Raw genomic sequence first — 24705 nt, forward strand, 5'->3', positions numbered from 1 at the left:
AAACCGATTAAAAGGAGGAGCAGCAACCATTGTCTTCCATACAAGCCTTTATTGATGAAGCTGCTAAAATTTATAAAGTTCTAAGCAATAGTACGCGTTTAAACATCTTGTATTATCTTCGGCACTATGACGGTGAAGCTGATGTTAAAACAATCGTTAATGATCTTTATCTTGCGCAACCAATCGTCTCAAAACAGCTCGGTATTTTATATCGTTACCAGTTAGTCAGTCGCCATAAAGAAGGGACACGCGTTTACTATGCTTTAGATGATCCTCATGTTATTGAAATGATTGATGACATGCTAAAACACGTTAAACACGAAATAAAGGGCGAACCACATCCCCGAAATTTATATAAATAAAGAGTGAACAGGAAACAACTATTAACGATATTCCCTATTCACTCTTTTTGTTATTGATTATTTTTCACTCTTTCGTTTTCCAGAACCAAAGAGACTAGCAAAGGCAGTTACAAGATCTAAACCAATAATTTTGGACTTTTGCATAAAAAGTTAATAAAATAATCAGTCTTTCACTTTGTATTCTGAGTAGCGTAAAATGGTTAGCAGATTGTTAAAAGGAGATTTAAAATGGACGAGCTATTTGAACATTCTTCAATCAAGCGGGCATACTTTACGCTGGCCTTACCTGTTGTATTAAGCATGGCTGTAACCTTGATTTATAACATGGTTGATACTTTTTTCGTGGCCAAAACTGGGAATCCCAATTTAGTTGCCGGTGTTTCTCAGGGAGCACCAATTTTTACGTTAATGATTGCTCTTGGGGATATCTTTGGCCTTGGCGGTAGCTCAGTTATTTCCCGCTTATTCGGTGAGCACCGTGATAAATTAGCACGTTTTGTCAGTGGCTATTGCTTCTATGCACCGATTATTTGTGGAATCATCGTAACTGCAATAATGATTATCTTTCAAACACCAATTTTACATTTATTGGGTGCTTCTCCTGCCACTTGGAAATATGCACGTGAATATTACTTGGTGATCGCTTGGGGTGCGGTTTTCATCATTTTTGGCCTTTCACCAACTAATATTTTACGAACAGAAGGGCTAGCCATTCAGTCGATGATCGCTAGTATGGTAGGGACTGGAATTAATATTGTCTTAAATCCGATCTTTATTTTCACGTGTGGGCTCGGCGCTGCTGGTTCCGCACTAGCTACTGTAACAAGTGCTGTTATTGGCGATATTTTAATGATTTATTATTTGCGAACAAAGAGTAAAAAGCTGACGACTTCAATTCATGAAACAAAAATCGGCTGGAAACTCCAATTTGAAATCTACGCTATCGGAATCCCGGCCTCGGTTACTAACATTATGGCAACGTTTGCGGTTGCGTTAACTAATCGTTACTTGATTGTTCATGGCGCGGATAGTGTAGCTGCCATGGGGATTGCGATGAAAGCAAATATGATCATTAATATGGTAATGGTTGGTTTTGCATTCGGCGCGCAACCCTTGATCGGATACGTATATGGCGCTAAAGATGAGCAACGGTTTAATAAAGTTGTTAAATTTGATATTCAAGTTGTTGCTAGTCTTGCCTTTATGCTCACTATTATTCTTTTCATTTTTGCTCCCCAGGTTATTCGCATTTTCATGAATGATCCCCAAATAGTAAAAGAAGGTGCCTTGATGCTTCGCTGGCTATCAGTTTCGACTACTCTTGCTGGTATCATTCTTGTTTTTACAACCATGTTCCAATCAATGGGAAAAGCAACGCCTGCATTTTGGCTCTCATTCTGTCGTCAGGGATTGATTTTCGGGGTAGTGATTAGTACTTCCGCAAAATTATTTGGTTATACTGGAATCATTGCTGCTCAGGCTATTTCTGATTGTTTAACCTTTATCCTGGCACTTATTTTCTTCTATTGTTATCGCCCACGTTTTAAATAAAATAGATTTAGACATACAAAAAAGGCCTCTCCCGTTTAAATTTTTCAAACGTTAGAAGCCTTTTATTAGTTTATTCAGTTATTTTTCGTTCAAAGTAATGAGCCAGTTTAGCCTCTGGATAATATCCAGTTACCTTTTCTTTCGCCTGTCCATCCTTAAAAAGGACCAGACTTGGGACGCTCATTACTTTATACCGTTGTGCAATTTCTTGATTTCCATCAACATTCATCCGCACAAACTTGATTTTATCACCGTATTGCTTTTCTAGATTTTGCATAGCTGGTTCCATCATTTTACATGGACCACACCATGGTGCCCAAAAATCAACAACCGTCATTGAGCCTTGAACATCCTTATCAAAGGTCTCAGCTGTTGCATCAATTGCCATTTTATTCTACCTTCTTTTTCTGTGATCTACGTATAAAGTGAATAATAATCGTTACCGCAAAAACAAGCAAGATAAAACTACCGAAAATCCCTGATGGAATCTCGATATCAATTGCAGGGATCGTTAAGAAGAGCTTAATAGCAATCACAAAGATTAAGATATATGCCATCGGTTCTAACTCAGGAACTTTGCGCATCAGTTTCATAATAACTTCAGCAATTCCTCGCATACATGCAATCCCAATCAAGCCACCGATTAAAACAATAACTGGATTATTTGAGACGGCTAACGATGCTAAAACAGAATCAATAGAGAAAATAATATCCATAAATTCAATCTGTAAAACAACTGTCCAAAAAAGCTTACGCCCAGTTAAACGTGTTTTACCTTCACGAGTCTTTCGCATTGCTCGTTTACCAAAGAATTTATTATGAAAGTAACGATATACAAGGTAAATTAAGTAAGCCGCTCCAATAACCTTGATTTCCCAAAAGTTAATTAGATAAACACCGATCCCGATAATTAAGAAGCGAAAAATGTAAGAACCCCATATCCCGTAGAAAAGCGATTCTTCTTGTTCCTTTAATGTCGGTAATACTCGTGTCTGAGCCGCTAACACAACAGCATTATCAACTGACAGTAAACATTCAATCATAACCAACGAAAAAATGATTAACCAATCCTGTCCTGATGTAACGACTGTTGCCCAGTTATGTGGATCAAAAAATGGTCCATACAACTTCTCTAAAAGTGACAATTAATGTCCTCCCTTAATTTAAATTTGCTTTTTAGCTAAGTTATATTTTACCAAATAATTTTTAAAATACGATGGTAATGGCGCACTAATATTTAAAGATTTCATTACGAAAGGTAATATGAGTTTTTGCGACACACCATGAAGCAGCATCCCTTCTGTTGACGAAGGATTATAAAGCGGATCACCAACAATCGGATGGCCACTATGCGCCAAATGAACCCTAAGTTGGTGCGTACGGCCAGTTGCTAAGCGAAGTTTCACTAAGGAACGTTCATGATTACTTGCCAATGTTTCATAATATGTCAAGGCTGGCTGCGCGTTTTGCCCGTTCACTTGATGAAGATGGGGATTTACTGGATTACGTCCAATTGCCCAATCGAGCTTTCCACTCTGGGCCATTTCACCCTCCACTACTGCCAAATATTGTCGGTGGATTTGCCCATCACTAATTAATCGGTTAAGGATTGGAACAACAATTGGATTCTTAGCAACAATTACTGCTCCACTCGTTTGTAAGTCTATCCGATGGACCATATAAGCATTATTTTGACTATGCGCTAAATAGCCTGCAACATCATTCATTAATGTCCCTGTTTCGCCATGGTAATTAGGGTGAGTTTTTTGTCCCCGCGGTTTATTTACTACTAACAAATCGCGATTCTCATAAAGGACCTCTAAATGTGATTGCGAAGACGGAATATAATCATTTGCGGTGGGGGTCCGAATTTCATCACCACAAAATAATAATTGAATATTATCATTTTTCTCCACAATCTCATTCATGGATCGATAGTTGCCATTAACAAGCACTGTCCGCCTAATCCGCAAATAGTGAATTAGCCGATTAGGAAGCAGCCATTGATCATGAAGTAACTTGCGTAATGGTTTCGGCACCTGGTTATCAGCTAACTTTTCATGAATCTGCCACCGATATTTCATTTTACTCACCTCTCTTTCGCCTAAATTCTGATAAGATTATTTTACTGTATTTCCCAGGAAATATTTAGAATATTTTTAAGTCTGTTTACTTTTATCCGATAATAGCGTTGAATAGAGTATGAGTAAATTTAAGGGGATGGGTACTGATGTTAACAACAGAACAAATTAATGATCATAGCAAATGGATAAGTATATTCGAACCTCTCCCCCATGAACGATTAGATTTAATTGAAAAATATGAGGTTACTCAAGAATTACTTGATTACGCAATTGACCCCTACGAAAAAGCCCGGGTTGAAATTGACCCAGATGCAGGAGTCACATTATTAATTTTCGATGTCTATGTGCCAACTCATGCTGTGACAGCTCCACAGACTGCACCAATTGGCATCATGCTAACCGCTAATAATATTATTACTTTTACAAATGCAAAAACGAACTTTGTAAATGGAATCATTGCCAATCAGCTACAGTTATTAAAGAAGCATGGTGAAAATGACGACAAATTAAACTTAGTCTTCCCAGTTCTTTATCGACTTTCAACTGACTATTTTGGCCCCCTTCGTCGTGCAGACCAACAGCGACAAGAAATTCAACAAAATCTTCAACGACGAACGGGACGCCAAGCTATTACCCAATTTATGGAGATTGAAACTGGGTTAGTTTACATTCTTACCTCACTTAAAGGGAATGTGTCTCTACTTGAAGAATTTAAACGTCGCTTTGGTAACCATATTACTACAAAGCAATATAATGACCTTGATGATGTAATTGTCGAAGCACAGCAAGGTCTAGAAATGGCCCAGATGACTTCAGATGTTTCTGCCCGTGTCTCTAATGCTTATAGCAAGGTTCTTGATAGTGACCTAAACCAAACGATGAAATACCTCACCATTTATTCAATTGTTCTTTCAATTCCAACAATTGTATCTGGTTTTTACGGTGAAAACGTCAAATTACCCCTCGCAAATGGGACGTATTCATGGGTTTTTACAATCTTCATTACTATTGTCTTAATGTTGGCATGTGTCATCTTTCTTATTAATCGTCATTGGTGGAAATAAAAAAATAGAGGCTGAGACAACAACCTCTTTATTTATACGAACTTTATTTAAGATATCGTGGAAATTAACCACAAGGCTCGAGGCTAAGTCCGAACGATAATCAGCCCGTGCCGTGCTAATCACCGTTCTATCCTTAGCCCACCGCCTTGTCGAGAAGGTTAATTTCCACTCACTATTTTTATAAGTTATCGCCACGTTCAAACTGGAACTTAGAATTCAACAATGCTTCATGCAAAAGCTGGTTAATCAGTTCATGTGTTTCGTTCAGAATGTGATTAGCAGTTTTCATATTTTGTTCAGTTAGATAGTTAATTAAATTAGCTGAATTTTGAATCTGAGCTGTTTTTGTAATTATGTCCACTCGTCCTACGCCATAGCTTTGACACCGATCTCGGAAATCATTTACTTCATTGATAAATTCATGATAGCGTGGTTCTACAATCACTTCTAACAATTTATTTAACCAATAAGCACTCTTATCCGGCTGAGCATCATCAGTAGCATACTTATATTTTGCCGGAGTATCACTAATATTTGTAAAGAACGGAACATAAGGGCTATAGCAATAAAAGCCAAAATTAATCCATTGAATAGCAGCATATTGTGCTGGGACGTCATTCCGAATTTGCAAAATACATGAACTTTGATTACGATCAAGTGCAATTGAACGGAATTTTCGCTGTTCCGCTGGTGTTCCAGAAGCATAAGTTCCCATTGGATCATAAGGAGTACCGTTATAATGAGATGAGAGGAAGTACTCTACATCCTCAATGGCAATTTTCTTTTCTGCATGTTGAATAAATGGAATTTTTTGGCTGGTAGGCTCCTGTTTTAAGGATGGAGTAAAGAGCTTTTGACCATACCAAGAACGAGGGGTGTTGTAGTAGGCATCTGCCTCATCCTGTGTGCCAAAAATATTTCGGAAATTAAACGTTTGTGGATCAGGATTTAAATGATATTTTTCAACAAAATCTTTAATTTGCGGCGCATACATGAAGCTATCGTGATCGTTAAAGTCGACCTCTTCGATACACATAATATTTGGTGCAATTGCATAAGCATCATCAGGAATCCGTTGGGCAACCCATTGATGGCCACCACCGGTCTCAAGATACCAAACTTCATCCTTATCGCTAAAGGCAATCCCATTGCTTTCACCAGTACCGTACTTTTCAATTAATGATCCAAGCCGTTGAACACCTTCACGGGCAGACTTAATAAATGGTAGGACAAGATAAACCATTGAATCTTCATTAATTCCGTTTTCTACTAACGGATCATGACCAAGCACCCTGGCATTTGTCATTTCGGTTTCTGTCGCACTCATTGCAACATTATATTCATTAATGCCTTGCTCATCCCAGCGTCCTTCATCAAGCACGCCATTGGGAGTTGCCGTATAACGGCATCCCTGTCCCTTCATCTCAACAGTTAACCCATTATATTTTGAAACATAATGTTCACCGGTGTAATCCTTGGCAGGAAATACTTTGAATGTCTTAGGATTGACTCCATCTTCAGCATCCTCATCACGTGCAATAATTGTTGAGCCATCAATCGTAGCATTCTTTCCAACAAGCATTGCCGTACAACTACTCATTAGCTTTTGCATAATATACGCTTCCTTCCACAGTAGTTACTGTACTTTCTAATAATACCACTATCTGGAATTAACCGGATCATAAGAAAAAAAGCTGAACGTTAGTCATACAAATCAATCTAAAATATCACTAATACCGAACAAAGCATTGAAAATGTTCGGTATTAGTGATAGGATAACTACATCAAATAAATAGCCTATATAATACCGAAATATGGTCGGTTAGTCTCTACCTAAAGCCGTAAACTTTAGACTATAAGCGCTTCTTAAAAACTGACACTGTCTGTTTTTAACTTAAAGCTTTTAAAAATCGGTAGAGGGGCTGAATTTTTCAGTCTCTTATTTTTATTTAGGCGTGTTAATTTTTGGGGAGGTATATTTTGAAAGAACCTGTTTCATCTATTCAAGCACCTAGTCGTCATACTAAAATTGATTTCACTCGTCAATGGCAAAATTTTGTCCTTGGTTTCCAGCACTTACTTGCAATGTATTCTGGGGACGTTCTTGTTCCGTTATTAATTGGACATTACTTACACTTCTCCACGCTTCAAATGACTTACCTAGTCTCGATCGATATTTTCATGTGTGGTGTCGCAACCCTCTTACAATTAAAGCGAACACCATTAACTGGGATTGGTTTGCCAGTTGTCCTCGGGTGTGCAGTTCAAGCTGTTACTCCCCTCGAAACAATTGGTGGAAAGTTAGGAATCACTTATATGTATGGGGCCATTATTGCTGCCGGGATTTTTGTTTTCCTAATTGCTGGCTTTTTTGCCCGCTTAAAGAAGTTTTTTCCACCGGTCGTTACTGGATCTTTAATAACTATTATTGGATTTACCCTTGTTCCAGTAGGTTTTCAAGACTTAGGAGGAGGTACGCCAACTGCTGCTTCATTTGGTGATCCCGCTAACCTCCTTATCGGCTTTCTAACAATTGCTATCATTCTATTATTCAATGCCTTTGCTCGTGGCTTTATGAAGTCAATTGCTATTTTATTAGGAATTTTAATTTCTTCTTTCATTGCGGGCGCATTAGGCTTTGTCTCTCTTAAACCGGTTAGTGAAGCTGCTTGGTTCCACGCTCCGCAATTATTCTTCTTTGGCGTGCCACGTTTTGATATGAGTGCCATGATCACAATGATTCTTGTTTCGCTCACGACAATGATTGAGTCAACCGGTGTTTTCTTTGCCCTCAGCGACATTACTGGCCGGCAATTAACAACCACCGACTTAGAACGTGGATACCGTGCTGAAGGGATTGCTGCAATTTTAGGCGGACTTTTTAATACCTTCCCTTATTCTACTTTTTCTGAAAATGTGGGTGTTCTTAAAATGTCCGGAGTGAAAAGCCGCCAACCCGTTTACTATGCCGCCTTTTTACTCTTATTACTTGGTCTTTTACCTAAAGTCGGCGCCCTCGCAACGGTTATTCCAGAACCTGTCCTTGGGGGTGCAATGATTGTGATGTTTGGAATGGTCGGTGTTCAAGGAGTTCAAATTCTCCATAAAGTTGATTTCTCTAACAATGCCAACCTTCTTACTGCATCTGTTTCAATTGGACTAGGATTAGGGATTACCATGTATCCGCAACTGTTCCAGCATATGCCAACTGAATTTCAAATCATCCTGGGTAACGGGATTGTCGTCACCAGTCTTTCGGCCGTTCTTCTTAATCTGTTATTTAATCATCGGTGGGCTAATCATGATTAATTCTCATTCTTTTTTAATTTAGTTGTTGACATTCAAATCTCAGCACGATATTATAATTTCAACAATTATCGTTTCAGTAGAACCTTCGTTGGGCGTAAGAGAGCCGGTGGTTAGGTGCGAACCGGTCAGGCGGAGTGTTTCGAATTATCACGTGATCTGAATTGTCCGGCCATATTCAGTGCCGTTACCACCTGATATGAGTGCGCATAAAATCAAGATGCGTAGGTGGGTGGTACCGCGATTAAAATAATCGTCCCGTTGATACTTTTATCAACGGGACTTTTTTATTTCTTTTCTAAGGAGGAACAACGATGAAGAGTATTCGTTTTAAAGAGGCAGTAACCCTCTTACTTATCATGCTAATAATTTTAGGGACTGCCGTGATTAAGTTTGGCTTGTCACCACAGATCCCCGTCCTATTTGTCATAGCTTTACTTATTTTTTGGGTCAAGTTTCGTGGTGCTAGTTGGGACGAGATTCATAAAGGTATCCAAGAAGGAATCGCTACCGCAATCATCCCCATCTTTATCTTTATCCTTATTGGTGCATTAATTGCCGTTTGGATTCAAGCTGGAGTCATCCCTACAATTATGATTGTCGGCTTCAAACTGATTAGCAGTCAATTTTTTGTCCCATCAACATTCATTGTCTGTTCTTTAGTCGGTCTATCCATTGGTAGTGGTTTTACAACTATTTCGACAATCGGAATTGCCTTATTTGGAATGGGAGTTGCACTTAATGCTAATCCTGCGCTAGTAGCGGGTGCGATCATTTCGGGAGCTGTTTTTGGTGATAAAATGTCGCCGCTCTCTGATTCAACTAATCTTGCCTCTGCAATCGCAGGCAGTGACCTTTTCGCCCATATCAAGAATATGATGTGGTCAACGATTCCTTCTTTTATCGTTTCGCTAATTCTATTCTGGTTCTTTGGTAATTCCAGTTCCCATATGAGCGCCGGTAAGATCGCCCACACAATGGCTATCCTTAATCAACAATTTACGATTTCATGGTGGGCCCTATTACCAATCGCCTTAATGTTTATCTGTGCATGGCGCCACATTCCAGCCATCCCAACCTTATTTATCAATATCATCGTTACAGTAGTCATGATCTTCTTCCAAAAGCCAGGAACCTCTCTTCAATCCCTCGCTAAATTAATTAGTGATGGCTTCGTTGCTCACACTAGCGATGCAACTGTTAATACGCTGCTTACCCGTGGTGGGATTAGCAGTATGATGGGAACAGTTTCCCTGATCATCGTTACCCTTTCGCTTGGGGGAATTTTGATGAAGTTTAACATTGTTCAGTCAGCAATGAAGCCGCTTGTTGACCACCTTCATAAGCCTGGTAGCCTTATTACTGTTACAATTCTTTCGGGTATTGGAATCAATCTTTTTGTTGGGGAGCAATACCTTTCCGTTATTCTTCCAGGTAAGGCATTTAAGGGTGCGTTTGATAAAATGGGTCTTTCACCATTAGCCCTTAGTCGTGTCCTTGAAGATGGTGGAAGTGTTATTAACTACTTAATCCCATGGGGAGTTGCCGGATCATTCGCCGCCTCAACCCTTGGTGTACCAGTCCTTCACTTCCTACCATTTGCTTTCTTTAGTCTGTTTTCACCAGTTTTCTCAATTTTAAGTGGAGTTACTGGAATTGGTTTGAAGTGGCAAAAAGGAAAGCAATTAAAAGGAGCGTAACAAAAGTCATTCATAAGCTTGTAGTCACGATGCACATTTTAGATATGAACTTCATCTGTTCGCCTCCTGCGGATAATTGAAGCCCATTATACTGTGAACTATTAATTCTCTTTTAGGTGGTATTATTATAAACACTTATTCATACAACGTGTTATTTTTTATTACCACTAACTTCTACACTAAACGAAATACAGAATATAAAAAGAGTGACAACTAAGTGTCCGTCTTAGTTACCACTCTTTTTTCGTACATTTATTTCATTGCTATTGTATAAATGTAATTACTTTAAGTACTTTTCTGGATTGCCTAAGAGTTCATCAATAGAAACTTTCTTACCTTCTTCACTGCTGTCCGATTCAGTGAAGTTTAATTCAATTTCTTTTGATAATATTTCCTTATCACCAATAACGGCAAAGTACCTACTGTTTCGTCGACTTGCTTCTTTAATCTGAGTTCCAACCTTTAATCCTTGGTAGTCTTTATCGACTTTAATTCCCATGGTGCGAAGTGGCTCCATTAATTCAAAAGCAAAATTATCTGCTTTCTCACCTACCGTAACAAAGAATAAGTCAAGACCTGGTTGTGGAATGAAGCTCTTATTTTCCTCTCTTAATAAGAGGAGGAGACGTTCAACCCCAATTCCATATCCAATACCACCTTCATCAGGTCCACCGATTTGCGAAATCAATCCATTGTAACGACCTCCACCACAAATTGTCGTATAGCCGCCACCAAATACTGGTGAATTAGACATGATTTCAAAAATAGTGTGAGTATAGTAATCTAATCCCCGAACCATTTCATTATCAACAACGTAGTCAACATTAAATTTATCAAGGATTTTTTTAACAGAATCAAAGTACTTGGCAGAATAACCACTCAATGAATCAAGAATTGAAGGAGCATTTGCTACGATCTTCTTATCTGTTTCATCTTTACTATCAAGGACACGTAATGGGTTTTTGTAGAGACGTTCCTTAGAATCATCACTAAGTTCATCATAATGGGGTTTTAGATAATCAATTAAAGCTTGACGATAGTTATCTCGGGTTTCTTTATCCCCAAGGGTGTTAATAGCAACACGTAATTCCGTAATGCCAAGTCGCTTAAAGAACATCAATGCTTCTAAAATAACTTCAGCATCAATTTGCGGAGATTCACTATTTAATGCTTCACAACCAATTTGAGTGAATTGCCGTTGACGTCCTGATTCTGGTCTCTCATAGCGGAACATTGGTCCCATATAGTAAACCTTATACGGCTTAGGGTATTCCGGCCCAAATAACTTATTTTGAACATATGCTCGAACCACTCCAGCTGTTCCTTCTGGTCTTAAAGCTACATGCCGTTCACCCTTATCATGGAAATCATACATTTGCTTCTCTACAATATCAGAGGTATCACCAACATTTCTCGCAAAGACATTATAATCTTCAAACATTGGTGTCCGAATTTCTGAATAACCAAATTCTGCAAATGTATTGCGTGCAATATTTTCGACTTTTTGCCATAGTTCACTTTCGCCAGGCAAAATATCAACCGTCCCACGTGGACGTTGATAATTAACTTTAGCTTTTGCCATATCTAAAACCTACCTTTTTAACCTCAAAAGGCTCCTTAACAAGTTTTTAGCTTGTTGAGGAGCCTATTATTACTACCTTAATTTACACTCACCCTAAGGTAAAGTGTTCCACCGGGTAAATGGTATAACCACCCGCCGGGGTAATAACGCTCCCCATCACGAAATATTTTAATATTCACAAGTAAAATGTGAATTGAAGATGTTTCTCAAATCAATAAAAGACTTAGTCGACTAATCTTTTGAAGAACAAAATATTAATAATTAATATATGCTCTTAACCTAAATGATAAACAATATCATGAATTTGTCAATATCGTTTTATCAACTTTTATTTCCCAGCTTTAGGGTAGACTGGGTTCGCATCATCATATTCGTAATGACTAATGTGTCCATCTTGCATCCAACGTCTTAAGCGATCAATTTCTTCTGCATGATCAGGGTCCAACAACTGTGGAAATTCTCCACGAATAGTATTATCGTAACCAGCATGATTGATTTCTTTAGGCTTAATGTCTTGAATAAAATCAAAAGCACGGCCATAAACAATATCATTTAATTTAAGATCACTAAAATCATAAAATTTGATAATCACCTTACCGTGAGGCGTTCCCTTGACGAATTCAACCTTCTTTACACTATCCTTTTTATATAGTGTCATCTCACCATTAGCATATCTATAGAAGTTGTGAATTGAAGTCATTAAAATTTCTTTTCCGTCCTGGCCATCATTTACTATAATTTGTGATATCCGATCTTGCAGTTTTTTTAATGTCCTCTTAAATACATCGGTAACCAATGTATTAGGAATGACTTTATTAATCCGTTGCATGTTTATACTATAATTATCTGTCATAACTTAACACAACCTAACCTATAAGAAGAGACTGGGACGTAGGTCTTTTAACTGTTAAAAAGACTTACATCGTGGTACACAAACAGCTTCAATCATTCGTGAACGTCGAACGATTGAAGCCTATTTATGCATTGCAAATGCGTTTCTACAAAGTCATGATCGACTTTTGCTCCACATCCACCTACCTTATAAAGGCCCTAATATTTTTGGAAGGGAATTAAAAACTGTAATTAATTTATATTAGTACTTAATAGCGCCGTTAGCAGTTAACGACTTATATCCCATCTTATCGAGCCACTTAGGCATTGTTAAGTTTTCCATAATATCCATGTCAGTATCTGGTGTTAAGATTGAACCGCCTGGGATAGAATCAACCGGCATTGAAACGTAAGGTGCTACGGTAATTGCATTACCAATTTGACCTGGTTCCATCATTGCATGAGCAAAGCCGATCCATGAACCCTTGAATGAGGTATTAGCATCTTGACCACACTCAGCAATTGACTTAGCAATTGCCTTACGACGACCCTTAAGGTATTCAATTAATTCATCTTCATTAGGTGTTTCCCATACACCAGCATCTTCAATAAACATACTCGAATCTTTTGCAGGATCCTTAGCGAATGAAAGAGCAATGGCTGACCATACACCATATCCTTGACCCGGTTTCATGTCTGAATCATTCATTGGACGTTCTGCAGTAACACCCTTATTAGCACAAACAATGAATGAACCTGGAGCTGGATAGTGACGACGGTTATCGTTAGTGCCAAAGTATTCAACTAAGGAATCTTGTAATGGTTTAGCATCATAGATTGGAAGTTCACTACCATCCCATTGCTTTACAGTAAACAGTGGTTCAGCAGTATCAACTTCTGGATTTCTCAAAAGATCATACCCAATGCAATGACCTTGAGGACCAGTAAAAGATGATGCAGTGGTCATGTTAATCTGACCAATGTAAGCATTCTTAGTTTCTGCACGGTCATAAGAAACAATTCCATCTAAAACTTCATCATCTGTTTTGTCACGAACACCAGCATCAACCTTCAAACCAGTTACATAACCATTACCAATATTACCTGGTTCCATGTAACCACGACTCCATTGCTTATATGGACTAATTGCAATACGGTCAACGCCAAGTTTATGAAGCTTTGTATCTAATTCGGACATAATTAGACCTCCATTAATAAAAAAGCAAAAGTTACAAAACAATAGCAATGAACGAAAGCGCTTCCTATTCCTTACAATCCCCAGTATATATATATATATATGTCAATAGGAAACGGTAAATTTTTCTAAAAATTTTAAAATTAAAATAGATGATTATATAAAAAACGCCAAAGACTAATCTTTGACGCTTTTTTCTGGTCATATATTGTTTTTTTAATTAATTAAGCACACAAAATGTTATTTTTAGTTAATATATTTAGTGAATTAATGCATAAATCCCATAAATTGCAACTAATACAATTACAATTGCAAAAATCAATTCGCCCTTGGTAAATATCTTCTTTCCATGTTGATGACGTGCCCACATATATAGCGGAATACCGACAGCATAGAAAATAAATGAAATTAATGTATATTTAATATTTGCCGAGTATGCCATAAATAAAATATAGAGGAACGCTAAGACACCAATTGCCATTCCTGCTCCACGCCGGTGCTTGGTATCCGTAGGGAAATCCCCATGTTCTTTACGGCTTATTTTAATCAAGTACATCGATGAGAGTAAGTATGGTGGGACAGTCATAACTCCAACAATTGTTAAGAGCATTTGGTATGCACTCTCATCAAAGTGAGCAATCAAAATAATAATTTCGATAACAATTGTGGCGATAATAATTGAAAATACTGGCTCACCAGTCTTTGATACCTTAGCAAAAGCCCGAGGGAATGATCCATCTTCCGCAGCCGCATGTTGTGGCAATTCGGCTAGCATTTGAATCCAAGAAATCCAACTTGCGAAAACAGCAACTAACAATGCAATTGCGATGACATCACGCCCAATATTATTATGCCAAACATTAGTCAAAATGTAAGCAGTTGACGGTGAGGTCATCTTGGCTAATTGTCCATAAGAGTATGCACCTAGCGAAAGCATACCAACTAGTGCGTACATTACCAAACAAACAACAAAACCAATAACAGTTGCTGGTGCAACTTGCTTAACGTTTTTTGCCTTACCAGACATAACAACGGCACCTTCAATACCACCAAAGAGCCACAAAGTTACCATCATTGTGTTCATAACTTGATGCATTACACTACCCATTGGTTTATCACTAAGCGAGGGAACACTGTGAGTAGCGCTCATATTAGTGGTAAAAGTGTGAACGTTAAAGTGAAAGAGTACGGAAACAAGAAAGACTACTACAACTGCTAACATAATCGCAGTAGCAATTTTTTGCACTGTACTAGAAACTTCTACCCCGCGAAGAACCAGAGCAGTAATTGCCCAAGTAATAATTGAGGCCCCAATAACTGATGGCCAGTTATTACCACCGGTAAATGTACCTGGGAAGAAATAATCTAATGTACTCATTACTAAAACAGCATAAGCCGCATTAGCTGCACATTCACAAACAAAATACGCCCACGCACTAAAGAATCCGGTAAATGAGCCAAATCCAACCTGCGCATATTTATATAGTCCAGCGGTTAAATCTGGCTTAACATCACTCAAAATAACAAACATTTCAGCAATGAACCAGATCCCAATACCAGTAATGATCCAGGAGATAATCTGAGCGGTAACCCCCGCTTCCATTGACATATTCTTCGGCAAGTCAAAAACTCCTGAACCAACCATTGCACTAACACATAGCGCAATTAAACCAACAAGTCCTAGCTTTTCAGCTTGGGGTTTATTATCGGCCATTTTGTACACATCCCTTACGTTATATTTGTAAGGAATAGGAATATGCACAATGTCCACGTTCAATATAGCACTTGCATTTTAATTATTCAACAGCAGAATGGTTGCCGTATCTGTCAAGTTTTCATAGGTAGCCTTTAAATATACAGTTTTAGTGGGTTAGTGCCTTAAAAAGTTGTCCCATTGGTCTACTTGTGGCCGTGTTAATCGGAATTATTCCTTGTACTGCTCCAATTGACGGCTTTGTCGGTGCCTTTCTTAGAAACTCTCCAGTTCGAATATGCATTTCCTGTAATAGGCTGGTTTGAGCCACTCGAGGAAGAACTGTTAATTGTTCTAGGATTGTATTTAAACTAGCTTGCAGTTCACCATTCATTCGGGCTTCAATTAAACCAATCATGGCTTTAGCCCCCTGCTTAGTCCATGACTTGCCCTGTTTCTTCATCCGGTAAGTAAAAGCCCGGTGAGAACTTTCGACTGAACCAATTAAATGAATATCCTTAAATCCACGCATTTGTGGTGAGAGGATATACCGCCAATTTCGCTGTAGATACTTTCTTAAACGCATTAGGTCGTCTGCTTGTTTTTCCGTTAGGTTTTGTGATTCTCATAAGTATCTAAAATTATTGTTAGCTCTGCTTGATCATGATGACGAACGGCTTTAATTGCTCGCATGGCTAATTCGTTGTGCCGCCCTAAAGTATGTTCAATTTTCTGTAAACAATGATAGCGGTCGAGAAAGTATTCACCATGTGCACCTTGAGGAACTAGACTTAATAGCTTAGCTGGTTCGTAACCTGGGCCAGCGTCACTGGCCAAAAAGATCGTTTGACCGGCAAGCTTATAATGGCGGTCTAAATAATCACTTAGTCGTGCTTCAAGCCGTCCTTGGTGCCCAACACTGAGAAAGTCATGCCGATTAATGATTTGATTAGCTACTCGCTCATAAACCCGATAATGGTGCACAAGAGTCAGCTGACCTGCTTCTTTTTTACCTTTAATCATAAAGGCATCACCCTCAATAGTTAAATTTTTAGGCATATGGCGAGGGGTAGCTTGGTGTTCTTTTGCTTGAGTTTGTTTAGCTACCTGATTTCCTAACTCATGCACGGCGTGCATTACCGAATCGGCAGTAATTCCGCTGTCAAATACAAGGTTCAAAATGTCGGCAGTATTGCGCATTGTAGTTGTTTGGACAATCTTAGCCATCATCATTAAGTAGTGTGGCGATAAACGACGACGTGGTTTAATTTTTAATTGTTGGTCTAAGTAAAATTCACGTTTCTTTGTCCCAGCCTGATAATACCGTCGTTGAAAAGTCACCGGGCCAAAGATAAAATTAAGCGTCCGTGGCTGTTTATTGATTACTTGATAGTTCGCTGGAGCTTGGGACTTTAAGCTTTGATCTAAGCTTTCCAAAAAGTTTTGCATGATTACTTGTCCTAACTCCAATACCCCTTTTAAAATAATCTGTTCAGCTTCAAATAAACTGCCTGATTTCACCAAATTCTGCTCGATTTCTGTTAAAATATCCATGAGGAAAGACCTGCCTTTGCTTAGTATTCGACACACTAAAGGCTACTGGTCTTTTCTTTTTTTGTAAATAAGTAAATTGGTCTACAAAAAAGATTTCCACGACCAGATGAATTATTCATCCAACCTATGAAAATCTTACACTAACATGGTTGCCCTTACATTTTAGAGAATTGGGATGCATGGATTTCTAATCATATAACCACCCTTACAATAGAAAGTGGGGAATTAACTATTAGTTCTCTGTTTTAAATATAAAAATCCGAACTATAATTTTCATATTTCACGAAATTATAGTTCGGATTTTCCTTCCTAAATAGCTTTAGGAATCTTTTTATTTACTACTTTTATCATAACAATCTAAACAACATAAAAGTCTTTGGTAACTAATAAATACCAAAGCTTTTCACTATCTTATTATCCTGCAATTAATACTTCTGTTACCAACAATCCACCACCAAAGATTAAAACAAAGACAACTACCGGCCACACGAACCGCAGCCAATGGGAATATCGCATATCAAGCATTTGCAAAGTTGCCATTACTAATCCAGTCGGTGCTAAGAATAACATTGCATATTGACCAAATTGATATGCAGTAACAACTGTATACCGTGGAATGTGAACCGTATCAGCTAGTGGCGCTAAAATTGGCATTGCTAGCACTGCTAAACCAGATGATGATGGAACAATAAAGCCTAAGACAAAGAATACCAACATCATCACAATAATGAAAAATGATCCGTTCATATGTGCAACCATTTTTGAAGAAGCATAGAGAATTGTATCAGAAATATAGCCGTCATTAAGCACTTTATTAATTCCCCGTGCCAAACCAATAATTAATGACACACCGACTAAACTAGCTGCTCCATCAGAAAAAGCCGTTGTGGTCTTATATTCGCCTAAACCGTCTTGGCGCCCGAAACAAGTTAAAAATATAATAATAATAGCAATTGTTAAGAAAGCTGATGCCATGTTAGGAAAGGCCCATCCTTTGGCCATTACTCCCCAAATCATAATTGGGAAAGCACAAGCAAATAAAATTAAAATAATTTTCTTTTTTAAAGTAAACCGCTGATCTTTTTCTTCGCTAGTAGCCATTCCCCACATTTGATCAAATTTATCCCGATCATCATATGAATAGGAAAACTGTGGGTTCTGTTGTACTTTGCGTGCATACCAATGCAGATAAAATAATAAACAAGTAACTGCAATTACCAAGCCAAAAATCCGTCCTGCCATTCCTTGCGTAAAAGTTGTCCCAGCAGCATTTGACGCAATAACAACCGAAAACGGATTAATGACTGAAAAGGTTGTTCCAAGTGAACTTGCCAAGAAAATGGCCCCAACACAAACAATTGAATCATACCCCATCGCAATAAAAACTGGGGCTAAAATTGGGTAAAAGGCAACCGCTTCTTCTTCAATCCCACATAGCGTTCCACCAAGTGCTAGTAAAACTGTCACGAGGAATACCAAAATAAATTCTTTTCCCTTAGTCTTGGTAGATAATGCTGCTAGTCCAGATTCAAAAGCTCCACTTGCTTTAACAACACCAATCAAACCACCTAAAACTAAGATAAAAATCATAATATCAACTGATTCAATTGTACCATCAACCATACTAGAGAAAATATCGCTGACCGAAGCCGGATGCTGTGCAAGCCGTTTATAAGTTCCTGGTACTGAAATTGGCTTATTAATTGCTCCTGATTTAAACTGGTCGACATCAATTTGAATGTGCAATTTATCTAATGTTGCCTGTGTCGCAGGATAACTAACTTTTTCTCCAGTTGGTTGCGTTACTTGGAGATGATTATTAACATATGCTAGCTTAGAATAACTTCCCGCTGGAACAATCCAAGTAAGCATTACTGCGATCACTGTCAGAAAGAATAAAATTGTAAATGCACCTGGCATTTTTAACTTAAACCGATGCTTTTTCCCTGCTGTTGCTTCTCCCATCATTCTCACTCCTTAAGTCTTCTTTCTCCCTTCTATTAATTTTAGCAAGCGTTTTCAACAAACTTCGTAATAAGTCAGATTAATTCAACAAATGCATATTTATTATTTAAAAAGCAGGTTAAACCCATTAGATTTACCTGCTTTTTAGTATCTTCACCTTTATTACTTAGGCTACTTATTATATTCAACAATTTTCATATCATTATCAGTCAGCGTTGCACGCGTCAGACTTCCATTTGCTGGACGCTCAGTCACATCATACTTTCCATGACCAAAACGTTCGACTAAGCTTAAAACAGTATTCCCATGACTTACCCATAAAACATTTGCGTCGTCAGGTAAATCAGCATTTCTAATTAATTCAATGCCTTTATCCATTCGTTGCCAATACTCTTCATTATTTTCGGCATCATGAAATGGATCAGCATCCTTTAACCAGTCTTTGGCTTGACCGATGGAATATGCGGTTACAATTTCACGGAAGTTCTTAAAGCCATGAGGGGCACCCGCGTTGTACCAAGCAAGGTCCATATTCGTTCCTTCATATGATCCATAAAACTCTTCCCGAAAATAAGGCGCGGTGACTGGATGAGCTACAGAATTAGCGTTATTAAGATTTAAAATCACTTGTGCTGTTTCCATGGCTCGGGAAAGGTCACTACAAAAGGCACCATCAAAGTGAATATTTTGCAACTTCTCACCAGCTACCTTTGCATCTTCTTTCCCCTTCATAGTTAGTGGAGAATTACTCCACCCTTGCAATTTATTGTAAATATTAAAGAAAGTCTGTCCATGGCGAACAAGATAAATATTCAATTTAGTCATAACAATCCCTCCATAATTTTATTGTACCGCTTACAAGTCCTTAAAACTATTTAAGTATTAACTTTGAGCTTTAAACACATATTCTTCATATTCTCCACGTAGACTAAAAAATATAGAAGGAAGGAATTATTATGAAGCTTAGAGACACTAGTCAACCAAATATTGTTGCTGCTAAGATTATTAATGTTACTCCGAAAAATGTTACCGTAATTACTGAAGAAGGCCACTTACTCAAGATTCCATTAACTAAACAGTATCGGGAAGACAAAACTTTACGGGCATCATTGGTTGATATCTTGAAAGCAGGGATATGGATTCCAGTAAATAAAAAGCTAAAAAAATTATTTAGTTACGACTGGCTTTCTGCTCCTGCCTTGGTCCCAGCAAAGAATTAAGTTTCTTCAATGATTTCCATAAAAAGAATGTTTTATAGTAATCTATGATAAAATAATTCTTGATTTGTCGAAATTGCACTTCGATAATATAGAACAAACCATATTGATTGCGAGGAACATTCCTAATGAAAAAATTAAGCAAATTTGTGGATACTAGGATTGGTTTTTTCACCCTCCTAGTTATCCTTTTTTGGTTAAAGACCCTGTTTGCTTACTTTACTGACTTTAAGCTTGGCGTTACGGGAATTTTTCAATACCTTATCTTAATTTTTAACCCGTTAGCGACTACCTTTTTTATTTACAGTTTAGCATTCTACTTTAAGCGTTCGCGGTTCTTCTACCCGGTTATTATGGGCTTAGACATTGCGAACACATTATTACTCTATTTAAATGTCATCTATTATCGTGAATTTACCGATTTTATGACAATTGCTACGATGACTGGTTATTCAAAAGTTAATCAAGGTTTAAGTGGTAGTTCACTTGCCCTCACTAACTTCCATGATGTCTTTTACTGGTTAGATATCGTCGTAATTCTTATTTTAATGCTCTGTAAAGTTATCAAATTTGATCCACGAGCAATTGGAACACGGTTAGCATTCGCATTTAGCTCCGTTGGTCTTGTCTTATTTGGGGTTAATTTGTCTTTTGCGGAAATGAGCCGCCCTCAATTGCTCAGCCGGACATTCGATCGTTCTTACATTGTAAAATATCTTGGTATTGATACTTTCACTGGTTATGATTTAGTAAAATCACAACATATTAATAATATGCGACAAAGTGCTACTAAACCTGAACTACTAAAAGTTAAAAAATTCACCGATAAGCACTACGCTCCGGCTAATCCCCAAATGTATGGAATCGCCAAGGGCCGTAACGTGATTATCATCCACCTTGAAAGTTTCCAACAATTTTTAATTAACAAGAAGATCAACGGTCAAGAAGTTACCCCATTCCTTAACTCACTTTATAACGGCAAGGATACCTACTCGTTTGATAATTTCTTCCACCAAGTCGGTCAAGGTAAAACCAGCGATGCAGAAAACCTCTTAGAGACTAGTACATTTGGATTGCCACAAGGATCATTATTTGCCACGTTAGGAAGCGACAACACTTTCCAAGGCGCTCCAGCTATTCTTAATCAACGTGCCGGTTACACGAGCGCTGTTTTCCACGGAAATGTCGCTAGTTTCTGGAACCGCAATAATGTATACAAGAATTTAGGTTACCAATACTTCTTTGATGCTAGTTATTACGATACTTCTGGAGACAAGGCTACCGGATATGGACTTAAAGATAAGTTATTATTCAAAAACTCAATCAAGTATCTCCAAAGTTTACAGCAGCCATTCTATGCTAAATATATCACTGTTACTAACCACTTCCCTTACACGCTTGATGACGAAGATAAGGATCCTAACTTCCAAACAACTAATACTGGGGATAGTAACGTTGATAATTACTTTGTAACAGCCCATTATCTTGATCAATCAATCCAAGAATTCTTTAATTATCTTCAAAAGACTGGACTTGATAAGAAATCAATTATTATGATTTATGGTGATCATTATGGGATTTCAAACAGCGAAAATACTTCCTTAGCAAGTGTTCTTGGAAAGAGTGCAGATGATTGGACTGACTTTGATAATGCTCAGCTTCAACGTGTACCACTAATGTTTGTCATCCCTGGTACGGGGCATGGAAAGGTTTACCATACCTATGGTGGAGAAGTGGATGTTCTTCCAACCCTCCTTCACTTGTTAGGAATTAGCAGCAAACGCTACATTCAGTTTGGAACTGATCTCTTCTCTAGCAAGCATAATCAAGTAGTTGCCTTCCGTAATCGAGATTTTGTTACCCCAACTTATACTAGTGTGGGCGGAACAATCTACAGTAATAAGACTGGTAAAGAAGCTAAACTTACCAAGAAGCAACAAGAGAAGTTAAAGAAAGATCAAGAGTTTGTAAATGAGGAATTGACTCTTTCTGATTCGTTAAACGAAAAGAATCTCTTGCGGTTCTACCATCCAAAAGGGTTTAAAAACGTTAACCCAGCTGATTACAATTATTCAAATGGTCTAAAACGAGCACAGCGAATTGAAAAGAAGAAGGGAATTAAATCAACAAGTATTTACTCAGAAAATGGTGACCGTTCAACTGTAGATGACTACAGCACTGACGCCCCTGAGCAAAACCACTCTTCCACTGATTCCAACCGTATTAAGATTACTAATCCAGATGCGAATAATAAGTAGTAAGGGTACAAAATAAGTATAGTAGGGTCTAGCAGAGCACTGTGTTCTGCCTAGGCTCTATTTTTTAAGTTTAAGCTAATTTCAATCAACTAAACTTTTCCTCCAGTAGCAAAAGTGATATTGTTAACTTATACACAAAGAATAATGGAGGGATTTTTATGGTTGAAGAATTTGGCTCACCATCGTCTTACATCCAAGGAAAAGGTGTCCTTTTTGAAAGTGATAAGTATCTTAAAAACTTTGGCACAAAACCGTTATTATTGGCTGGCGAAACAGTCTATAAAATTGTAGGTAAGCGTTTTGAACAGTATCTTCAAGAAAGTGGTTATGATGTCACCCGTGTTCAATTTAATGGTGAATCATCCACTAACGAAGTAAACCGGGTTACAGAAATTGGTAAAGAAAATAATGTAACTGTCGTTTATGGTCTTGGTGGTGGTAAAACAGTTGATACCGCCAAAGCAATTGCCGACAATCTCCATCTACCAGTTGTAATTATGCCAACATTGGCTTCAAATGATGCACCTTGTTCTCGTCTTTCAGTAATCTACACTGATGACGGTGGCTTCGATCATTATCGTTTCTACAACCAAAACCCTAATCTGGTTTTAGTTGATACTCAAGTTATCGCTAATGGTCCCGTTCGGATGCTTATTTCTGGAATTGCTGATGCTTTAGCTACCAATGTTGAGGCACAAGCAGTTGCTCAAGCTCATAGTGATACAATGCTTGGTGAAAAACAAACCCTTGTTGGAAATGCAATCGCCCAGAAATGTGAAGAGACATTATTTAATTACTCGCACCTAGCTGTAGCTGATGCAGAAACCCATGTCGTTACACCAGCATTTTCTAATATTGTTGAAGCAAATACACTAATGAGCGGTCTCGGTTTTGAAAGTGGTGGTCTATCTGGTGCCCACGCTATTCATGATGGCTTAACAATTTTAGAAGAGACTCATGATTTAACACACGGTGAAAAGGTCGCATACGGTACCTTAACACAATTAATGTTGGAAGGCGCTGACCAGGAACGCTATAACAAGTACTTCCAATTTATTCTTTCTTTAGGCCTACCAACTACTCTTGCTGATCTACATTTAGAAAATGTCACCGATGAAGAACTGCTCAATGCTGGAAAAGCCGCTTGTTCAGAACAAGATACCATGGATCGTTTGCCATTTAAGGTAACTCCAGATGACGTTGCTCAAGCATTACGAGCAGTTGATGCATATACTAAACAATATTTAACTAATCATCGTTGTCACCATAGTCGTATGTAATAAAAGGGAGCTGTGACATAAGTTAGGTCACTTCCATAAAAAACGAACAGCGCAGTACAACAATGGCCTTCAGTGTCCGGTAAAGCCGAACACTGAAGGCCTATTGTTGTTTGCGGGGGCTCGAAAACGAAGTCACAAGTGACTTCTGTCTCGCTCCCTTTTGTTATTTACCCCATAAGAAATTAATTAATGCCTTATCAACTTGAGCATTATTATGAAGTTTCGAATGTTGAGCATCTTTTCCTGTTATTTTTAGAACACGGTATGACTTTGCCCGAGCAGCTACTAAATATTTAAGTGACAATGATGAAGCATTATCAACAGTACCGTCTGAATGATTACCAACATCACCAATAATATTAAGAACCGCTACTTGACCTTTGGGATAAGTTTGCCGGACCTCTGTCATTTGACGATATGTGGCGTTCATTTCATTTGGCTTTCCGTCTTTATTTAATTTCATTCCAACTGGTTGCTGAATAGCAGCAGGTACCTGTTTAAAATTCAATCCCGCAAAATGACCTGCAATATCAACCTGTTTTTGTAATTGAGGCATATTCTGATTTTTACCGTTTTGCAACATATAGTAAATAATCGAAATATTTCCCAGGGAATGACCAACCATATTAATCTTAGTTATGCGATAGCGTTTCTGTAATGCCTTTACAACATTTGTCGCATATTCGCCATGCTTATTAAAATCCAACTGCCTATTGTTATCATAATTCACCTCAACAATTGGATTGATGGCCCCTTTATGCATTGAACCATGAAGAGTAACTTTTCCGTTATTAGCAACATCAGCTCGCAAGACTGTGCTCGTTACCCCAGCTTTTTTAGCAGCATTTACCATGTGTTCTTCTGCATGATAACTACTGCCTCCACCATGGAAAAATAACGTTGGCGTTGTTGATTGCACATACTTACTATGTTTTTGCTGACGCCAAACTGCCCCACCAATTATTGCCAGGATAACAATTACTATCACTATACCAATCCCAATATGGCTTTTTTTCATAATTTCACCCGCTTTTTTGTTTACTTAGATTATAAGCCTAAGAAC

At 38.0% G+C, this 24705-nt stretch carries 19 protein-coding genes, 1 pseudogene and 1 riboswitch; of the genes and pseudogenes, 8 read left to right on the plus strand and 12 right to left on the minus strand.

Annotated elements, in window-relative coordinates; translation table 11 throughout:
* Nucleotides 1-29: 29 nt before the first annotated feature.
* Both LREU_RS09485 and LREU_RS09490 read left to right on the plus strand, forming a co-directional pair.
* The gene (locus LREU_RS09485; RefSeq protein ID WP_003669307.1) at nt 30-362 is read left to right on the plus strand and encodes an ArsR/SmtB family transcription factor; all 333 of its coding nucleotides are present in this window, start codon (nt 30-32) and stop codon (nt 360-362) included.
* A gap of 228 nt (nt 363-590) precedes the next feature.
* On the plus strand, nt 591-1913 hold the full coding sequence (locus LREU_RS09490; protein ID WP_003669308.1) for an MATE family efflux transporter: 1323 nt from the start codon (nt 591-593) through the stop codon (nt 1911-1913).
* 70 nt (nt 1914-1983) lie between these two features.
* Here the strand turns inward: LREU_RS09490 and trxA are convergent, their stop codons facing one another.
* Genes trxA through LREU_RS09505 form a run of 3 tightly spaced genes read right to left on the minus strand, consistent with a single transcriptional unit; the run spans nt 1984 to nt 3997 of the window.
* A complete protein-coding gene (trxA, locus tag LREU_RS09495; protein WP_003669309.1) occupies nt 1984-2301 on the minus strand; it encodes a thioredoxin in 318 nt (105 codons plus the stop codon).
* Between the two features lies 1 nt (nt 2302).
* The gene (locus LREU_RS09500) at nt 2303-3058 is read right to left on the minus strand and encodes a TerC family protein (protein WP_003665044.1); all 756 of its coding nucleotides are present in this window, start codon (nt 3056-3058) and stop codon (nt 2303-2305) included.
* An 18-nt stretch (nt 3059-3076) separates the two neighbouring features.
* Nucleotides 3077-3997: an RluA family pseudouridine synthase gene (locus tag LREU_RS09505; RefSeq protein WP_003669310.1), complete on the minus strand. Its 921-nt coding sequence runs from the start codon at nt 3995-3997 to the stop codon at nt 3077-3079.
* 146 nt (nt 3998-4143) lie between these two features.
* On the opposite strand from LREU_RS09505, the gene LREU_RS09510 reads away from it, so the two are divergent.
* Nucleotides 4144-5061 (plus strand): magnesium transporter CorA family protein, encoded by a 918-nt coding sequence (locus LREU_RS09510; protein ID WP_003665048.1) that lies wholly within the window; start codon nt 4144-4146, stop codon nt 5059-5061.
* Between the two features lie 178 nt (nt 5062-5239).
* On the opposite strand, the gene LREU_RS09515 is transcribed toward LREU_RS09510, so the two are convergent.
* Entirely contained in the window at nt 5240-6673 is a 1434-nt protein-coding gene (locus LREU_RS09515) for a C69 family dipeptidase (protein ID WP_003669311.1), read from the minus strand.
* Between the two features lie 165 nt (nt 6674-6838).
* Nucleotides 6839-6937, plus strand: a riboswitch (purine riboswitch).
* Between the two features lie 104 nt (nt 6938-7041).
* On the opposite strand from LREU_RS09515, the gene LREU_RS09520 reads away from it, so the two are divergent.
* Both LREU_RS09520 and nhaC read left to right on the plus strand, forming a co-directional pair.
* Nucleotides 7042-8370 (plus strand): nucleobase:cation symporter-2 family protein, encoded by a 1329-nt coding sequence (locus tag LREU_RS09520; RefSeq protein ID WP_003669313.1) that lies wholly within the window; start codon nt 7042-7044, stop codon nt 8368-8370.
* A gap of 311 nt (nt 8371-8681) precedes the next feature.
* Nucleotides 8682-10067: a Na+/H+ antiporter NhaC gene (gene nhaC / locus LREU_RS09525; protein ID WP_003669314.1), complete on the plus strand. Its 1386-nt coding sequence runs from the start codon at nt 8682-8684 to the stop codon at nt 10065-10067.
* A gap of 280 nt (nt 10068-10347) precedes the next feature.
* On the opposite strand, the gene hisS is transcribed toward nhaC, so the two are convergent.
* From hisS to LREU_RS09560, 7 genes and pseudogenes are all read right to left on the minus strand, one after another.
* Nucleotides 10348-11649: a histidine--tRNA ligase gene (hisS, locus tag LREU_RS09530; protein ID WP_003669315.1), complete on the minus strand. Its 1302-nt coding sequence runs from the start codon at nt 11647-11649 to the stop codon at nt 10348-10350.
* Between the two features lie 328 nt (nt 11650-11977).
* The gene (gene hdcB, locus LREU_RS09535; RefSeq protein ID WP_003669316.1) at nt 11978-12502 is read right to left on the minus strand and encodes a histidine decarboxylase maturation protein HdcB; all 525 of its coding nucleotides are present in this window, start codon (nt 12500-12502) and stop codon (nt 11978-11980) included.
* Between the two features lie 240 nt (nt 12503-12742).
* Complete coding sequence (gene hdcA, locus LREU_RS09540; protein ID WP_003669317.1) at nt 12743-13678, minus strand: histidine decarboxylase, pyruvoyl type; 936 nt, start codon at nt 13676-13678, stop codon at nt 12743-12745.
* 256 nt (nt 13679-13934) lie between these two features.
* The gene (gene hdcC / locus LREU_RS09545; protein ID WP_011953593.1) at nt 13935-15389 is read right to left on the minus strand and encodes a histidine-histamine antiporter; all 1455 of its coding nucleotides are present in this window, start codon (nt 15387-15389) and stop codon (nt 13935-13937) included.
* A 148-nt stretch (nt 15390-15537) separates the two neighbouring features.
* Nucleotides 15538-16922: pseudogene (locus tag LREU_RS09550) on the minus strand (ISLre2-like element ISLre2 family transposase).
* A gap of 414 nt (nt 16923-17336) precedes the next feature.
* A complete protein-coding gene (locus tag LREU_RS09555; RefSeq protein ID WP_003669322.1) occupies nt 17337-18890 on the minus strand; it encodes a YfcC family protein in 1554 nt (517 codons plus the stop codon).
* Nucleotides 18891-19058: 168 nt separating this feature from the next.
* A complete protein-coding gene (locus LREU_RS09560) occupies nt 19059-19712 on the minus strand; it encodes a histidine phosphatase family protein (protein WP_003669323.1) in 654 nt (217 codons plus the stop codon).
* Between the two features lie 131 nt (nt 19713-19843).
* Here LREU_RS09560 and LREU_RS09565 point away from each other — a divergent pair, with 131 nt between their 5' ends.
* The 3 genes from LREU_RS09565 (at nt 19844) to LREU_RS09575 (ending at nt 23642) form a co-directional block, all read left to right on the plus strand.
* Nucleotides 19844-20107 carry a hypothetical protein gene (locus tag LREU_RS09565; RefSeq protein ID WP_003665058.1) on the plus strand — a complete coding sequence of 88 codons (264 nt, stop codon included), beginning with the start codon at nt 19844-19846 and terminating at the stop codon, nt 20105-20107.
* 125 nt (nt 20108-20232) lie between these two features.
* A complete protein-coding gene (locus LREU_RS09570) occupies nt 20233-22362 on the plus strand; it encodes an LTA synthase family protein (RefSeq protein ID WP_003669324.1) in 2130 nt (709 codons plus the stop codon).
* Between the two features lie 158 nt (nt 22363-22520).
* Complete coding sequence (locus LREU_RS09575) at nt 22521-23642, plus strand: glycerol dehydrogenase (protein ID WP_003669325.1); 1122 nt, start codon at nt 22521-22523, stop codon at nt 23640-23642.
* Between the two features lie 163 nt (nt 23643-23805).
* Here the strand turns inward: LREU_RS09575 and LREU_RS09580 are convergent, their stop codons facing one another.
* Nucleotides 23806-24660, minus strand: a complete 855-nt coding sequence (locus tag LREU_RS09580) for an alpha/beta hydrolase (RefSeq protein WP_003669326.1) — start codon at nt 24658-24660, stop codon at nt 23806-23808.
* Between the last annotated feature and the right edge of the window lie 45 nt (nt 24661-24705).

Origin of the sequence: Limosilactobacillus reuteri subsp. reuteri (assembly GCF_000016825.1) — a bacterium.
In the GTDB taxonomy this organism is placed as follows: domain Bacteria; phylum Bacillota; class Bacilli; order Lactobacillales; family Lactobacillaceae; genus Limosilactobacillus; species Limosilactobacillus reuteri.

Coding starts and splice junctions, on each gene's coding strand:
- LREU_RS09490 (WP_003669308.1), top strand. CDS start 591: ATGGACGAGCTATTTGAACATTCTTCAATCAAGCGGGCATACTTTACG.
- trxA (WP_003669309.1), bottom strand. CDS start 2,301: ATGGCAATTGATGCAACAGCTGAGACCTTTGATAAGGATGTTCAAGGC.
- LREU_RS09505 (WP_003669310.1), bottom strand. CDS start 3,997: ATGAAATATCGGTGGCAGATTCATGAAAAGTTAGCTGATAACCAGGTG.
- LREU_RS09510 (WP_003665048.1), top strand. CDS start 4,144: ATGTTAACAACAGAACAAATTAATGATCATAGCAAATGGATAAGTATA.
- LREU_RS09515 (WP_003669311.1), bottom strand. CDS start 6,673: ATGCAAAAGCTAATGAGTAGTTGTACGGCAATGCTTGTTGGAAAGAAT.
- nhaC (WP_003669314.1), top strand. CDS start 8,682: ATGAAGAGTATTCGTTTTAAAGAGGCAGTAACCCTCTTACTTATCATG.
- hisS (WP_003669315.1), bottom strand. CDS start 11,649: ATGGCAAAAGCTAAAGTTAATTATCAACGTCCACGTGGGACGGTTGAT.
- hdcB (WP_003669316.1), bottom strand. CDS start 12,502: ATGACAGATAATTATAGTATAAACATGCAACGGATTAATAAAGTCATT.
- hdcA (WP_003669317.1), bottom strand. CDS start 13,678: ATGTCCGAATTAGATACAAAGCTTCATAAACTTGGCGTTGACCGTATT.
- hdcC (WP_011953593.1), bottom strand. CDS start 15,389: ATGGCCGATAATAAACCCCAAGCTGAAAAGCTAGGACTTGTTGGTTTA.
- LREU_RS09555 (WP_003669322.1), bottom strand. CDS start 18,890: ATGATGGGAGAAGCAACAGCAGGGAAAAAGCATCGGTTTAAGTTAAAA.
- LREU_RS09560 (WP_003669323.1), bottom strand. CDS start 19,712: ATGACTAAATTGAATATTTATCTTGTTCGCCATGGACAGACTTTCTTT.
- LREU_RS09565 (WP_003665058.1), top strand. CDS start 19,844: ATGAAGCTTAGAGACACTAGTCAACCAAATATTGTTGCTGCTAAGATT.
- LREU_RS09570 (WP_003669324.1), top strand. CDS start 20,233: ATGAAAAAATTAAGCAAATTTGTGGATACTAGGATTGGTTTTTTCACC.
- LREU_RS09575 (WP_003669325.1), top strand. CDS start 22,521: ATGGTTGAAGAATTTGGCTCACCATCGTCTTACATCCAAGGAAAAGGT.
- LREU_RS09580 (WP_003669326.1), bottom strand. CDS start 24,660: ATGAAAAAAAGCCATATTGGGATTGGTATAGTGATAGTAATTGTTATC.